Source organism: Tumebacillus algifaecis (assembly GCF_002243515.1).
GTDB classification, from domain to species: Bacteria; Bacillota; Bacilli; order Tumebacillales; family Tumebacillaceae; genus Tumebacillus_A; species Tumebacillus_A algifaecis.
The window spans coordinates 3,105,001-3,120,000 of record NZ_CP022657.1; the positions used below are offsets into that span (position 1 = coordinate 3,105,001).

Consider the following 15,000-nt stretch of genomic DNA (forward strand, 5'->3'; position numbering starts at 1 on the left):
TTTCGGGGAGAACCAGCTATCTCCGAGTTCGATTGGAATTTCACCGCTACACCCAGCTCATCCCCGCACTTTTCAACGTGCGTGGGTTCGGACCTCCATTGCATTTTACTGCAACTTCATCCTGTCCAGGCGTAGATCACTCGGTTTCGGGTCTACGACCGCGAACTTTCGCCCTCTTCAGACGCGCTTTCGCTGCGGCTCCGGCTTCTCACCTTAACCTCGCCCGCGATCGTAACTCGCCGGTTCATTCTACAAAAGGCACGCCGTCAGGCATGAACGCCCTCCGACTGATTGTAGGCACACGGTTTCAGGTTCTTTTTCACTCCGCTCCCGCGGTGCTTTTCACCTTTCCCTCACGGTACTGGTTCACTATCGGTCGCCAGGAAGTATTTAGCCTTAGGAGGTGGTCCTCCTTGATTCCCACGGGATTTCTCGTGTCCCGCGGTACTTGGGGTTCCGTCTCGGAGTCTGTCGTGTTTCGAATACGGGACTTTCACCCTCTCCGGTCAGCCTTTCCAGACTGTTCTTCTACCCGACAGATTTGTAACTCCATTCGGCGTACAGTGCGAAATTTACCGAATACGCTGTCGCTACTTCGATAAATTTGGCACTGTCCACCGATGAGACGCCCCGCAACCCCGCATGGCCGAAGCCACACGGTTTGGGCTGTTCCCCGTTCGCTCGCCGCTACTCAGGGAATCACTGTTGTTTTCTCTTCCTCAGGGTACTTAGATGTTTCAGTTCCCCTGGTCTACCTCTCAACACCTATGGATTCAGTGCTGAGTGACACCCCATTACGAGTGCCGGGTTTCCCCATTCGGACACCCTCGGATCAATGCCTGCTTACGGCTCCCCGAGGCATTTCGGTGTTTGCCCCGTCCTTCATCGGCTCCTGGCGCCAAGGCATCCTCCGTGCGCCCTTCGTAGCTTAACCTAAGTTATTGCATACGAAATGCTGCATTTCTTCATGTCTTGACTCACAATTTCGCTATCCAGTTTTCAAGGAACAATTTTGGACAAAGAAAAAACCCTTACGGGCTTGATCCGCCAAAACTAAACGAGTTGTCAGAGATGATGCGAGTTTGATAAAGCTTGTTTTATGGTCATTAGACCGTAAATCCTTAGAAAGGAGGTGATCCAGCCGCACCTTCCGATACGGCTACCTTGTTACGACTTCACCCCAGTCATCGACCCCACCTTAGACGGCTGGCTCCTTGCGGTTACCTCACCGGCTTCGGGTGTTGCCAACTCCCATGGTGTGACGGGCGGTGTGTACAAGGCCCGGGAACGAATTCACCGCGGCATGCTGATCCGCGATTACTAGCAATTCCAGCTTCATGCAGGCGAGTTGCAGCCTGCAATCCGAACTGTGAGCGGCTTTTTGGGATTGGCTCCGCCTCGCGGCCTCGCAACCCTTTGTACCGCCCATTGTAGCACGTGTGTAGCCCAAGACATAAGGGGCATGATGATTTGACGTCATCCCCGCCTTCCTCCGGTTTGTCACCGGCAGTCAATTGTGAGTGCCCAACTGAATGATGGCAACACAATTTAGGGGTTGCGCTCGTTGCGGGACTTAACCCAACATCTCACGACACGAGCTGACGACAACCATGCACCACCTGTCACCGCTGCCCCGAAGGGAAGGTCTATCTCTAAACCGGTCAGCGGGATGTCAAGTCTTGGTAAGGTTCTTCGCGTTGCTTCGAATTAAACCACATGCTCCACTGCTTGTGCGGGCCCCCGTCAATTCCTTTGAGTTTCAGTCTTGCGACCGTACTCCCCAGGCGGAGTGCTTAATGCGTTAGCTTCGGCACTGAGGGTGGTACCCCCCAACACCTAGCACTCATCGTTTACGGCGTGGACTACCAGGGTATCTAATCCTGTTTGCTCCCCACGCTTTCGCGCCTCAGCGTCAGAAATCGGCCAGCAAGGCGCCTTCGCCACAGGTGTTCCTCCACATCTCTACGCATTTCACCGCTACACGTGGAATTCCCCTTGCCTCTCCGATCCTCAAGCCATCCCGTATCCAAGGCAGTCCCAAGGTTGAGCCTTGGGCTTTCACCCCGGACGCAGATGGCCGCCTGCGCGCGCTTTACGCCCAGTGATTCCGGACAACGCTTGCCCCCTACGTATTACCGCGGCTGCTGGCACGTAGTTAGCCGGGGCTTCCTCCTCTGTTACCGTCAGGGTGTGAGCATTCTCTTCTCACACTTGTTCTTCACAGAAGACAGAATTTTACAACCCGAAGGCCTTCATCATTCACGCGGCGTTGCTCCATCAGGCTTGCGCCCATTGTGGAAGATTCCCTACTGCTGCCTCCCGTAGGAGTCTGGGCCGTGTCTCAGTCCCAGTGTGGCCGATCACCCTCTCAGGTCGGCTACGCATCGTCGCCTTGGTGAGCCGTTACCTCACCAACTAGCTAATGCGCCGCGGGCTCATCCGACAGTGAAGCGAAAGCTTCTTTCTCGATCTCCTCATGCGAGGGGATCGCTTATCCGGTATTAGCACTCGTTTCCAAGCGTTATCCCAGTCTGTCGGGCAGATTGCCCACGTGTTACTCACCCGTCCGCCGCTAACCTTTGGGAGCAAGCTCCCTCCAGTCCGCTCGACTTGCATGTATTAGGCACGCCACCAGCGTTCGTCCTGAGCCAGGATCAAACTCTCAATAAAAGTTGAAAAAGTTTGTATCTTGACTCGCATCAGATCTCTGTAACACTCGTTTAGTTTTCAAGGATCAATCAAGTAAGAATGAAATGGCGGAGGAAGAGGGATTCGAACCCCCGAGACGGTTACCCGCCTACTTGATTTCGAGTCAAGCTCCTTCGACCGAACTCGGACATTCCTCCACAAAACAAAAAATTCTCATCTTGTGTTCCGCTCTCTCGCGGCAACAGAAGTTATCTTATCACGTCAGTGACCTATAATCAATCGGTAGATTCAAACGAAATCTTGCATCTTCGCTAATTATCCACTCCAATCTTCTTTTTTCTTCTCCTCTAGGCACCTGCCCGATTTTTTTCAAGATCCGCACCTGCACAGAACCGCTCACATACCTTAGGGTGACAACAGCACAAAGGAGTGTGCCCCACGCATGGCAAAAATGAGCCGCATCGCACCAGATGTCGAATTGATCCCGTATTACGAATATGATCCCTCGATCCACAACATCGAATACCGTTACCTGCCGCAAGAATTTGAAGGCAACTATATCAATTGGAATTACAACTACAACACAGACAACAACTCACTGCCTGAGGAAACCGACTGGCAGGATCAATACCGTTTCTACCCATATGGCGGAGGATACTACGGGCGACCACGCCGCCGTCGGCGCCGTCCACGCCCTTATGGTTATGGCCCAGGATATGGTGTATATGGACCGTTTCCCTTCCCACGCCCCATCCCTGTACCTTACTCGCCCTACTACGGGCCGTATCCATTTCTTTAAGAAAAAATCCCCTCGGCCACGCAGCCGAGGGGATTTTTCAATCATCAGTCATATAGCATTACCCAAGAAAATGTACCACATTCCCAGCACATACCGGGCAGATTGTCGGATGATCTTCGTTTTGACCGACCAGAGGCGTAACAATCCGGCAACGCTCACATGTCTCACCTTCTGCAGCACGCACACGAATCGAGAGACCTTCGTATGCGGTCGCGTCGTCCGGAACTGCAGCGCCCAGCTCCTGCAGGTTGACTTGGGAAACGCCAAGCACCTCACCCAAGCGCGGCGTGCTTTGCAGCACGGTCAACGTTTCTGCGTTCGGATACAAATCGACAGCAGCAGTCAGACCTTTGCCGATCACCTTTTCTTTCCGTGCCACTTCCAGTGCCTTCAACACTTCATCGCGCACTCGCAGGATCCCTTCCCACTTTTGCTCTAACAGCTCATCGATGTCATAAGTGTTCGGGTCGCTCCACTGTGTCAACTGTACGCTCTCATCAGTGGTACCTGGTACAAACGGCCACACTTCATCTGCTGTATAGGTCAAGATCGGCGCGACCAGCTTTGTCAAACCGAACAAGATTTCATACATCGCCGTCTGACCGGAACGACGTTCCAGCGCATCCGGAGCTACTGTGTACATGCGATCTTTCGAAACATCGAAATAGAACGCCGACATATCCACCGTACAGAAGTTATTCACTTCATGATAAACAATGTGGAAATCATAATCACGATAGCCTTGCACCACACGCTTGCGGAACTGTTCAAATTTATTCAGCGCCCAGCGGTCGATTTCGAGCATCTGCTCCTTCGACACCACATGCTGCGCCGGATCAAATCCGCTCAAGTTTCCAAGCAGGTAACGGAATGTATTGCGGATCTTCCGATAGACTTCTGCCACTTGTTTCAAGATCGCATCAGAAACGCGAAAATCGGAGCGATAATCGACCGATGCCACCCATAGACGCAGGATATCGGCGCCATACTGTTCCATCACCTTCAACGGGTCAACCACGTTCCCCAGCGACTTCGACATCTTGCGGCCTTCACCATCCAACATAAAGCCGTGCGAGACGATCGATTTGTACGGAGCTTTCCCACGGATGGCCACTGCGGTCGAAAGCGAAGAGTTAAACCAGCCGCGATATTGGTCCGATCCTTCCAGATACAGATCGGCTGGCCATTGCATTTCCGGACGTGCATCGGTGACCGCCATATGCGAAGAACCTGAGTCGAACCACACGTCCATCGTATCGGTTTCTTTGCGGAACGAAGTACCACCGCAAGAACAGGTCAAGCCCTCCGGAACGAGATCGGCCGCCTCTTTCTCAAACCATACCTGCGATCCATGCTCAGCAAATAAATTCGCAACTTTGTCGATCGTTTGATCATTGATGATCTCCTTATCACAGTCTGTGCAATAGAAGATCGGGATCGGCACGCCCCACATGCGCTGGCGAGAGATACACCAATCCCCGCGGTCAGCCACCATGTTGTGCAGGCGAACTTCGCCCCACTCCGGACTCCACGACACTTGTTTGATTTGCTCAAGCAGTTGATCGCGGAACTTGTCGATCGAGCCAAACCACTGCTCCGTCGCACGGAAGAAAACAGGGTTTTTACAACGCCAGCAGTGCGGATAGCTGTGGTCGATTTCCGACGAGGCGAACAGATGTCCGCTTTCTTGAAGGTCAGCCATGATCTGCTTGTTCGCCTTCATATAAAACTGTCCTTCATACGGACCGGCATCCTTCGTAAATTTACCTTGCCCGTTGACAGGCGCCAAAACCGGCAGTCCATACTGCAAGCCCACCATGTAGTCATCCATCCCGTGCCCCGGTGCGGTGTGTACACAACCCGTACCGGACTCAAGCGTTACGTGCTCGCCCAAGATCACCAGCGACTCGCGGTCGAGGAAGGGATGTTGAGCAACGACGCGCTCCAAATCCTGACCTTTGAAAGTTGCCACCACATTCGGTTCGCCTTCGACACCTGCTGCCTTCAGCACCTCTTCGACAAGTCCTTTGGCCAGCAACAGTTTCTCACCGTTTACTTCAACCAAACTGTATTCAAAATCGGCCCCAAGCGCGATCGCCATGTTCGCCGGCAGCGTCCACGGTGTAGTGGTCCAGATCACGATAAACGACCCTTCAGGCAGTACGCCGCGGCCATCTTTCACAGCAAATTTCACATAGATCGACGGCGACTTCTTATCCGCATATTCCACTTCAGCTTCTGCCAGCGCCGTCTCACACGATGCACACCAGTGTACCGGTTTTAAACCCTTGTAGATATAACCGCGTTTCGCCATCTCCCCAAAGACGCGAATTTGACGGGACTCATATTCTGGCAACAATGTGATGTAGGGGTTCTCCCAATCACCGCGCACGCCAAGGCGTTTAAACTGTCCCTTTTGACGCTCCACAAAATCGAGGGCGTAGTTTTTGCACATCTCGCGGAAATCGGTCACCGACACTTCATGACGGTTGATGCCTTTGTTTTTGATGATCGCATGCTCGATCGGCATCCCGTGTGTATCCCATCCCGGTACGTACGGCGCGTCAAACCCTTCCATCGTCCGAAACTTGACGATGATGTCTTTTAAAATCTTGTTCAACGCATGACCGAGGTGGATGTCTCCATTCGCATAGGGCGGGCCATCATGCAAAACAAACTTCGGCTTACCAGCCTGCTTTGCTTGTACTTTTTCATACAATTTCATGTCTTCCCATTGTTGCAGCATCCCCGGCTCACGTTGCGGCAAGTTGCCGCGCATCGGAAACTCGGTTTCCGGCAGATTCAGCGTTTTGCTGTACTCTGGCTTTTCCATTGTGATTCCCTCCAATTCTGTACAAACAAAAAAGTCCCTCAATCCCTAAAAATAGGGACGAGAGACTTCTCATAATCTTCCGTGGTACCACCCTGATTGCCATGACAAAGAAGCCATGACCACTCAACGGCCCGGTAACGAGGGCAAAACGGTGTTACTTACTACCCAAACGGGATTCGGCACACGACTCCCGGGTGATTTTCCCAAGCTTTCCCTTTCCCGGCTCACACCAAACCCGGTTCGCTGTAAAGGACTCCACGAGGTACTCTTCCCGCTCAACGTCAAGATATAATAAATTTGCAGTCATTATATGATACTACAAATAGCATTGTCAAACCTAATCCAGCCTATACATCCAATTTGTCGTCTTTATCCATGCGAATCGTCTTTTCGTCCAAGATCTTCTCCCACTGATCGTTGTCGATCAGTTCCAACTGCACTTGGATGAGCGAACGGAACCGCGCACGGAACACAGCGGCCTGCTTTTGCAGTTCGTCCAGCTCCATCGCAGCACGGCGGGACTTGGACAGCGCCTCATTCAGGATACGGTCCGCGTTCTTTTCCGCTTCCTTGATGATCAGTTGCGATTCCTTGCGCGCATTCGACTTCACTTCTTCAGCAGTCTCTTGCGCCACGATGATCGATTTCGACAAACTTTCTTCTATGTTGTGAAAATGAGACAGCCGCTCCTCGAGCGTCACCAGCTTTTCTTCCAAATCGCGATTCTCACGGATCAATCCTTCGTAGTCCTTGATCACGCGGTCCAGAAACTCATTTACATCATCTTCATCATACCCGCGAAACGAGCGGCCAAATTCTTTGTTATGGATATCAAGCGGAGTCAAAGGCATGCTGTTGGGACCTCCTGTGCTTTCGTAAAAGTCAAATAAAAAGAGCCAAAATTCGCCATTCTTCACCAAAATATTCGACGGGAAGATGGGAACTCCTGCCGAAAGTTAGAGATACTTGCCAATTTTTAAAATCGTCCGGCCTTTGCGTGACTGTCCCATAATCTCCAAGATCTTGGCACGCCCGTGGCCGCGCAAGGACAGAACATCCCCTTCTTCCACAGCAGTCGCCGGGTCGTCGATCACCTGCCAGTTCAACTGCAGTTTCCCGCTTTTGATCGGTTCGACAACTTTTGTGCGCGACAGTCCAAACGACTCAGCGGACACCGCATCAACTCGAAGCGACATCACGGTGAACGCCTTCTCCTGATACTCCACCTGCGGCGCCAGATAGTCCAGCGCAGAGATCTCCCGATTCTGTACCGCTGCCCGTCCAACTTGCGACAAATGGAGGCGGATAAAGTCGGCAATCTCACGCGTCACCACAAGATCGCATCCCTCCCCATGCACAGAGAGGTCTCCGATCTTACCTCGTTTTAGCCCAAGTCCGACCAGCGACCCGAGATAGTCACCATGCTTTAACTTCACAAATTCACCAGGTATCGTAATCCGCAAAAAAGACAGCTCAAAATCTTCCGCTTCCGGCACCCAATAGCTGGGAACCAAAAGCGCTCGCTGTCTTTCCGCCTGCTCATGCCCACCAGACAGATAAAGCTTCACATCGGACGAGGAGCGGACAATCGCTTCGGTGATCTTCACTTGCCTCGGGTCGAGAAAATCGGTCAAGACAGGCGTCTGTCGTTCATCGACGCGCTCCGCCAAATCGATCGTGCGATCAACAAAGGGTCGCTCCTGCGGCCGATAGTGCATCATCACATCTTGCCGTTTCATGCCAGATCCCTCTTTACGAGATCAGCCATTTCAAAACCATCACAACGCCGCTTTGCACAAACAGCCAAGCGAAGATAGCGACGATCGGCGACAGATCAATATACCCGCCTCCGAGCGGAAGCGGTGGAACAATGCGGCGGAAAATCGACAAATACGGCTCTGTGACCTTGTACAAAATTCGACCAAACGACGTTCGCTCCACGTCCGGCACCCATGACATCAACACGCGAGCGATCAAAACATATCTATATAATTCTAACGCTAGCACGACATACCCGATCAACTTTTCCATTCAGTCACCTCGATTGAAATTTGTTGTGCGCCTGTTGTTGTTGTTCCTGCTGGTCAGAGATCAGATCGGAGATCGTACCTTGAATGTCCACATTCTCCGGTGCACACAAGAAAATATTATGTCCCAACTTTTGCATCGTCCCATTTAAAGCATACGTGCATCCGCTGATAAAATCCACGATTCGTTTGGCCGCGTCATGAGAAGTTTTATGCAGATTGACGACAACGGGACGGCGGTTGCGCAGGTGATCGGCAATCGCTTGTGCATCATCATATTTTTCCGGCTCGGCCAGATAGACTCGAACCTGCTTTTGCGTATGCAACGATACGACCGTGCCTTGACGCTTCAGCGGTACGACTCCATCGGCAGGTGCCTGTTGCGACTGTCCTTCGTACTCTTCTTCCCGTCGCTCCTGCCGCGGTTCCTCGTCCACCAGGCCGAGAAATGACATCACTTTCGAAAACATTGGTTCCACCTCCGCTATGGTTTGACCAGCACGCTACCGATTCGGACAAACGTCGCCCCTTCCTCGATCGCCACTTCAAAGTCACCTGACATCCCCATCGAAAGCTCGTTCGAACCCGCTGGCAAATATCCTCGCGCAAGCAGGTTATCGCGCAGTTCCCGCAGCCCGCGAAACACCGGGCGCACCGTCTCGGCGTCGTCCGTCGCAGGCGCCATCGTCATCAGTCCACGCAGATCAAGGCCCTTCATCGCTTGGGCTTCCGTCAAAAAACCGATCAGTTCCTCCGGTGCAAATCCGCCTTTGGAATCTTCACCCGACACATTGACCTGCACCAAACAGGGGACCGTAATTCCTTGCACTTCCGCTCGCTTGTTGATTTCTTTTGCGAGCGACAAACGATCTACAGAATGGATCAGCGAAAAGCGTCCGATCACATCTTTCGCCTTATTCGTCTGCAAATGCCCGATAAAATGCCAACGCACTCCAAACTCCTCTGGAATCGCTTCCAGTTTGGGCGCAGCGACTGCTATCCGATTTTCACCAAGGTCGCGAAGTCCAGCCTCGATCAAACTTTTCGTTTCTTCTACGCCTACATACTTCGTAACCCCAACGATCGTCACTTCGTCCTGGTCACGTCCGGCGCGCGCACATGCTTGCGCGATGCGTTCTTTCAGTTCAGCAAGCCGCTTTTCGTACTCCATGATAGCCTCCTGATGAATTGCTTTCGCTTTGCAATAGGTATATATACGCTTACGACCCCTCTATTTCCTGCAACAGCACGATCACTCCCGCATGTCGGCCCGTCTTTCCCTGCTCCTTGCGGTAGGAAAAATAGGTCTCGACGCCACAACTCGTACAGCGATCCTCACGCAAAATATGCATCGGCAGCACGCCCACTTCCAACAGCGCCTGCTCGTTTGCCTTCCACAAATCGAACTGCCAACGCCCATTCTCATTCGGTGTCAAAAGTAAATCGGCCAACTCGCCGAAATTCTCGCGCACGCCTTGCACAACCGCTCCGTCCACCTCATAGCAGCACGGACCGATCGACGGGCCGATGCGCACGACGAGCTGTGCTGGATCACATCCATACTCCTCTTTCATCGCCACGACCGTCTTGGCAGCGATCTTCGCAACCGTCCCTTTCCAGCCCGCATGAGCGGCCCCGACGGCTCCTCTTTTGTCATCCGCAAACAGAATCGGCACACAATCGGCCGCATAGGTGGACAAGGCCACACCGGGCACATCGGTGATCAATGCATCGGTGTCGGGCAACAGATCTTCCTGCGCCCGGGCGCCGCGTCCTTTCTCCTTTGCAGTGACAACCGTAACGGTAGACCCATGCACTTGATTTCCTGCCACCCACGCGTCCAACGGCACTCCGAGTTCAGTGGCGATCCCTTCACGATTTTCGATCACACGCTGCGGATCATCTCCGACATGCAAACCGAGATTCCCGCCATTGCGGGTCGTAAAACGGGTAACGATGCGCGATGTACTCAAATTCCTCATCCTTTCCCTCTCACCACCAAATCGTACCACATCCCTTCATGAAAACGAAAGGGGACTCCATTCTTAAACACCTAAGAATGAAATCCCGCAAACCTAATACCCGCCTGAACTCGAACCTGAATTCGGCGGCAAATAGTTGGGATCGGAACGAAGGTCAACCAAGATCACATCTGCACCGATCTTGATAATTGCGCTCCAAGGAACCACGATGTCTTGTGTATTCCCAAACATCCCCAAGAAACGCCCACCGCCAGGCACGATGATCGCCCGAATCATCCCGTTTTCCATGTCGATTTCGAGATCGCACACTTGGCCGAGTCGCTTCCCATCCGTGAGACTGACCACGTCTTTGGCTTGCAGTTCGGAAATCTTGATCATACCGGCATTCGCCCTCCCGTTTACGGTTTGGCCTACTTATATATATGTCTGTCGAGCAAAATATGGGCAAAAATAAAAAGTCGCGCCCGACAGCGCGACTTTGCATGTGCTATTTAGGTTCGTATGAACTTGTGCATATGATTGATGGCCGCTTTTTCTAAACGAGACACTTGCGCTTGCGAAATGCCGATCTCCTCGGCGACTTCCATCTGCGTTTTACCTTCAAAAAACCGCATCGATAAAATGCGCTTTTCCCGGTCATTCAGTTTTTGCAAAGCTTCGCGAATGGAGATTTCTTCGACCCATAGCGTGTCTTGGTTTTTTTCGTCCGACAGTTGGTCCATCACGTAGATTGGATCGCCGCCATCATGGTAGATCGGCTCAAACAGCGACACAGGATCTTGGATGGCATCCAGTGCAAACACGACATCTTCTTTGGGCACGTCCATCGCTTTTGAAATTTCCACAATCGAAGGTTCGCGCAAATTCTGGTTGGTCAGGCTATCGCGGACTTGCAGTGCCTTATAGGCAATATCGCGTAGGCTTCGGCTGACGCGGATCGGATTGTTGTCACGCAGATATCGTCTGATTTCACCAACGATCATCGGAACCGCGTAGGTTGAGAACTTGACATTTTGAGAGAGATCAAAGTTGTCAATCGCCTTCATCAGTCCGATACAGCCAACCTGAAACAGGTCGTCCACATATTCGCCGCGATTGTTAAAACGCTGGATCACCGACAACACCAATCGCAGATTGCCATTGACCAGTTCTTCCCGGGCAGAGAGGTTACCGGACTGTAGACTGACGAACAATTCTCGCATCGCTGCATTGGTTAGAACGGGAAGTTGGGCTGTGTTCACACCGCAAATTTCAACTTTGTTTCGTTTCATATGTAACTCCCTCCATTCAAGTCCGCCACGGTTGTAGACAGTATTACCAAGGGAGGGAGAAATATGCACTACAGCATTTTGTTGAACTCTTTGCGCAAGCGCTTGATGATCCGCTTTTCCAATCGTGAAATATAGGACTGGGAAATGCCGAGCAGATCGGCCACATCCTTTTGCGTCATCTCTTTACCGTCGGTCAGTCCGAATCGCATTTCCATGATCTTGCGCTCACGATCGGTCAGCTTTTCAAGCGCTTTATAGAGGAGTTTGCGATCGACCTGCTCTTCGATATTGCGGTAGATCGTGTCATTCTCCGTGCCCAATACATCGGACAAGAGCAGTTCATTGCCATCCCAATCCACATTTAGCGGTTCGTCAAACGACACTTCCGATCGAATTTTATTGTTCCTGCGCAGGAACATCAAGATTTCATTTTCGATACAGCGTGAAGCGTAGGTGGCCAGCTTGATTTTTTTCTCCGGGTCAAACGTGTTGACCGCTTTGATCAGGCCGATCGTACCGATTGAGACGAGGTCCTCGATGTTGATGCCGGTGTTTTCAAACTTGCGCGCGATATAGACGACAAGACGCAAGTTGCGCTCGATCAGCACGGCGCGCACCCCTTCGTCTTTTGTCGGCAGTTTGCCAAGCAGGTATTCCTCCTCTTCGCGCGTAAGTGGCGGCGGCAACGCTTCACTGCCCCCTACATAATAGATCTCTTCGGGTGTTCCGCCCATTTTAAACAGGAGGTTCAAGAACCAGATGCGGCCTTGCAGTCGCAACTTCATTGGCACAGGCAACTTCATTTCGAGGATCGTCTCCTTTCGTTCCACCGTTAACTCGCAACACGGCCAGCTTTCCATTCCGCATTCGGCTCCCCATCTCCCGTCACCATCGAAGGATGTAGGATGGCGCGGTAAGAACCGTCTGCCGCCAGCGCTTTCGGGTTTAGCCCGATCAAAACGCGGGTACAGGAATGCTCCCCTTCCTTGCTTCTGAGGATCACCAGATCCGGCTTGAAGGCCAAAAGCATCCCCATCGTACCGCCAACACCGCGGTAAGGCACCAATCGGAATTTTGCCTGCCAAGCATCATCCATCACAATCTCTCCAACAGACATCGCGATGTCCGAACCCTTTGTCAACTCTTCAGTCAGTGCGGTGGGCAGCATGGAGGCAAAAAGCTCCCAGTCGGCCACCATCACCGGTGTGCGCGACAATGGATCGGTCAGCGCATTCCCTGTGTCAAGCAACCCGGTAAAAAGCACCGACTCTTCATCGATCCGTACTTCCACTTCCCAAAAATTCATCTCGCGCTGTTTGCTCCTGATCAGGCGCTTCCAAGCGCCTTTACCAAGAAACCACGTCAGCGGCACCGAGAGCATTACCAGCCATAATTTCGTTTGTTGCAACCATACGGTCCCCCCATGCACCAGCACCAGCCCGTTTTGCATTGAAACGCTGCCAAAAAAGTGATTGGCTGCGTACGCCGCTCCGCCTGTCAAAAAGGAAGCTAAATAAAACAGGCCAAGCATTTTGCCAAAGTTGAACAACCCCTTTGGTCGAAATGCGATCCATACCATCAAAATGGAAAATAGCAGTTTGCTAAAAAACGTTAAGAAGGCAGACATCGCGGGAAAGAACAAAAAAAGAGCATAGGAGGCCCCGATTGCAGACGCGCCGATCGTCCGCAACCACTTGAGCTGACGGCGCGCCAAAAACGCCGTCACCAACAAGATGAACCCGTCCAAGCCAAAATTGATCAACCAAATCACATCAAGATAGACGACGGGCAATTCACTCACCACCAAAAGGTTCGCCGATTGCCATCAGTATAGTACAAGTCTATTGCAGAGGGTGTCAGAACTTGACACTCTGCCTACAAAAAATTCCGACAGCATTTGCTGCTTCGACAGCCGCGATGCAAACCACGCAAAAAACCGACCTGGGAACTTCCCAAGTCGGTTTCATTCGTTGGTGCGGTCGAGAAGACTCGAACTTCCACGGGTTGCCCCACACGCCCCTCAAGCGTGCGTGTCTGCCATTCCACCACGACCGCATTTTCAATTGTCTTGCGCAGGATTTATCTTATCATAGGAACCCTGCCTGCTCAATGTGTATCTACACCGTTTTTTCAACAAAAAACCGCTTCATATGCTGTTACATGCGCCCAGCTTCATCGTATTGCGGCTTTTTCACTTTTTGAAGAGTGGGCTTCCACCTACCGTCACTCCAGATCGACGTGCACGCCTGCACTGAGCGCCAAGCATATCTTATTTCGACACGATGCAAGAGTTCAAAAATTATCGTACATCCTTTCGCCAACAAATGCACAAAAAAAACACGATCCGTTTGGATCATGCCTTTTCGGTTGGTTGCGGGGACAGGACTCGAACCTGCGACCTTCGGGTTATGAGCCCGACGAGCTGCCAACTGCTCCACCCCGCGATCATTATTAGAGAAACAGTGGTGAGCCATGAAGGACTCGAACCTTCGACCCACTGATTAAAAGTCAGTTGCTCTACCAACTGAGCTAATGGCTCATCCTATTGAAGTAATGGTGTCACTCGTGGTGACAGGACTCATCATAACATGGACGAGGCATCATCTCAATTGGACGTATCGAACAAACGATAACAAAAGTTGCGCTCCACGGCCCCCACCGCTCGACAACTTGTCGATGCTCCAAAATACCTGCTATTCCTTCAAAGGATCAGAAAAACAAAAAAGACCCGATCTATGAAGATCGAGTCTTTCTCTCATTGCCTAGCGACGTCCTACTCTCCCAGGACCCTGCGGTCCAAGTACCATACCTCCGCTCTCGCTTCGGTGGTTCTTCGCTCCGCTTCGAACGTGGCACTGTTTCTATGTGCTCTCCAGACAACAAAAAAAAGACCCGATCTATGAAGATCGAGTCTTTCTCTCATTGCCTAGCGACGTCCTACTCTCCCGGGACCCTGCGGTCCGAGTACCATACCTCCGCTCTCGCTTCGGTGGTTCTTCGCTCCGCTTCGAACTCGGCACTATTTCTATATACTCTCCAGACAACAAAAAGACCCGATCTATTGAACATATCCCTGTCAAGTAGACAGCGGGTAAAAAGCCACCCTATGAATTAGGCACAGACCTGAGTTCGGTATTCTACTGGGCTCAGGTCATTTAATTTCCGTTGTATTCTTTGCTGGTTGTAAAATCGAATGTAGCTAGCCACAGCGTTCATCACCTCTGCCTTGGTGCGAAACTTGTTGAGATACATGAGTTCCGACTTCAGATGACCAAAGAAGTTCTCTACGCAGGCATTATCCAAGCAGTTTCCTTTTCTGGACATACTCTGCGCTATGTTGTATGTTTGAAGCAACTTGTTATATTGGTGAGATGTGTACTGGAACCCCTGATCACTGTGAAGAAGGGTGTCGGTCACATCTCTTTTTTTATTGGCGAGC

General features: G+C 51.8%; 12 protein-coding genes, 4 tRNA genes, 2 rRNA genes, 1 pseudogene and 1 other annotated feature (2 of these 20 cut by a window edge). Of the genes and pseudogenes, 1 reads left to right on the forward strand and 18 read right to left on the reverse strand.

Translation table 11 applies throughout. From position 1 onward, the window contains the following. The 3 genes from CIG75_RS13150 to CIG75_RS13160 form a co-directional block, all read right to left on the reverse strand. Positions 1-934 (reverse strand): 23S ribosomal RNA (locus CIG75_RS13150) (it extends 2,063 nt beyond the left edge of the window). Between the two features lie 191 nt (positions 935-1,125). Beyond that, positions 1,126-2,670: ribosomal RNA gene (locus tag CIG75_RS13155) — 16S ribosomal RNA — on the reverse strand. The 16S and 23S rRNA genes sit together here with 1 tRNA gene alongside, the layout of an rRNA operon. A gap of 84 nt (positions 2,671-2,754) precedes the next feature. Then, positions 2,755-2,846: transfer RNA gene (locus CIG75_RS13160), tRNA-Ser, on the reverse strand. A 245-nt stretch (positions 2,847-3,091) separates the two neighbouring features. On the opposite strand from CIG75_RS13160, the gene CIG75_RS13165 reads away from it, so the two are divergent. Beyond that, positions 3,092-3,448 (forward strand): hypothetical protein, encoded by a 357-nt coding sequence (locus CIG75_RS13165; protein ID WP_094237076.1) that lies wholly within the window; start codon positions 3,092-3,094, stop codon positions 3,446-3,448. 58 nt (positions 3,449-3,506) lie between these two features. Here CIG75_RS13165 and ileS read toward each other — a convergent pair whose 3' ends face one another. The 15 genes and pseudogenes from ileS to CIG75_RS13240 form a co-directional block, all read right to left on the reverse strand. After that, on the reverse strand, positions 3,507-6,281 hold the full coding sequence (gene ileS / locus CIG75_RS13170) for an isoleucine--tRNA ligase (RefSeq protein ID WP_094237077.1): 2,775 nt from the start codon (positions 6,279-6,281) through the stop codon (positions 3,507-3,509). A gap of 50 nt (positions 6,282-6,331) precedes the next feature. Next, positions 6,332-6,569: a binding site (T-box leader), on the reverse strand. A gap of 59 nt (positions 6,570-6,628) precedes the next feature. Then, on the reverse strand, positions 6,629-7,132 hold the full coding sequence (locus CIG75_RS13175) for a DivIVA domain-containing protein (protein WP_094237078.1): 504 nt from the start codon (positions 7,130-7,132) through the stop codon (positions 6,629-6,631). A gap of 105 nt (positions 7,133-7,237) precedes the next feature. Continuing rightward, a complete protein-coding gene (locus CIG75_RS13180) occupies positions 7,238-8,020 on the reverse strand; it encodes a YlmH family RNA-binding protein (protein WP_094237079.1) in 783 nt (260 codons plus the stop codon). 13 nt (positions 8,021-8,033) lie between these two features. Then, complete coding sequence (locus CIG75_RS13185) at positions 8,034-8,312, reverse strand: YggT family protein (protein WP_094237080.1); 279 nt, start codon at positions 8,310-8,312, stop codon at positions 8,034-8,036. A 4-nt stretch (positions 8,313-8,316) separates the two neighbouring features. Beyond that, positions 8,317-8,778: a cell division protein SepF gene (locus CIG75_RS13190; RefSeq protein WP_094237081.1), complete on the reverse strand. Its 462-nt coding sequence runs from the start codon at positions 8,776-8,778 to the stop codon at positions 8,317-8,319. 14 nt (positions 8,779-8,792) lie between these two features. After that, on the reverse strand, positions 8,793-9,479 hold the full coding sequence (locus CIG75_RS13195) for a YggS family pyridoxal phosphate-dependent enzyme (RefSeq protein WP_094237082.1): 687 nt from the start codon (positions 9,477-9,479) through the stop codon (positions 8,793-8,795). Between the two features lie 49 nt (positions 9,480-9,528). Beyond that, positions 9,529-10,290: a peptidoglycan editing factor PgeF gene (gene pgeF, locus CIG75_RS13200; protein WP_094237083.1), complete on the reverse strand. Its 762-nt coding sequence runs from the start codon at positions 10,288-10,290 to the stop codon at positions 9,529-9,531. 93 nt (positions 10,291-10,383) lie between these two features. Further along, positions 10,384-10,668, reverse strand: a complete 285-nt coding sequence (locus tag CIG75_RS13205; RefSeq protein WP_094237084.1) for a YlmC/YmxH family sporulation protein — start codon at positions 10,666-10,668, stop codon at positions 10,384-10,386. 113 nt (positions 10,669-10,781) lie between these two features. After that, positions 10,782-11,561 (reverse strand): RNA polymerase sporulation sigma factor SigG, encoded by a 780-nt coding sequence (sigG, locus tag CIG75_RS13210; protein ID WP_094237085.1) that lies wholly within the window; start codon positions 11,559-11,561, stop codon positions 10,782-10,784. Positions 11,562-11,629: 68 nt separating this feature from the next. Then, on the reverse strand, positions 11,630-12,352 hold the full coding sequence (gene sigE / locus CIG75_RS13215) for an RNA polymerase sporulation sigma factor SigE (RefSeq protein ID WP_094238440.1): 723 nt from the start codon (positions 12,350-12,352) through the stop codon (positions 11,630-11,632). Between the two features lie 41 nt (positions 12,353-12,393). Then, the gene (spoIIGA, locus tag CIG75_RS13220; RefSeq protein WP_157729548.1) at positions 12,394-13,353 is read right to left on the reverse strand and encodes a sigma-E processing peptidase SpoIIGA; all 960 of its coding nucleotides are present in this window, start codon (positions 13,351-13,353) and stop codon (positions 12,394-12,396) included. A gap of 179 nt (positions 13,354-13,532) precedes the next feature. Next, positions 13,533-13,616, reverse strand: a tRNA-Leu gene (locus tag CIG75_RS13225). Positions 13,617-13,929: 313 nt separating this feature from the next. Next, positions 13,930-14,005: transfer RNA gene (locus CIG75_RS13230), tRNA-Met, on the reverse strand. A gap of 19 nt (positions 14,006-14,024) precedes the next feature. Further along, positions 14,025-14,100: transfer RNA gene (locus CIG75_RS13235), tRNA-Lys, on the reverse strand. Between the two features lie 572 nt (positions 14,101-14,672). Next, positions 14,673-15,000: pseudogene (locus CIG75_RS13240) on the reverse strand (IS3 family transposase) (its annotated part continues 599 nt past the right edge of the window); the annotation flags it as partial.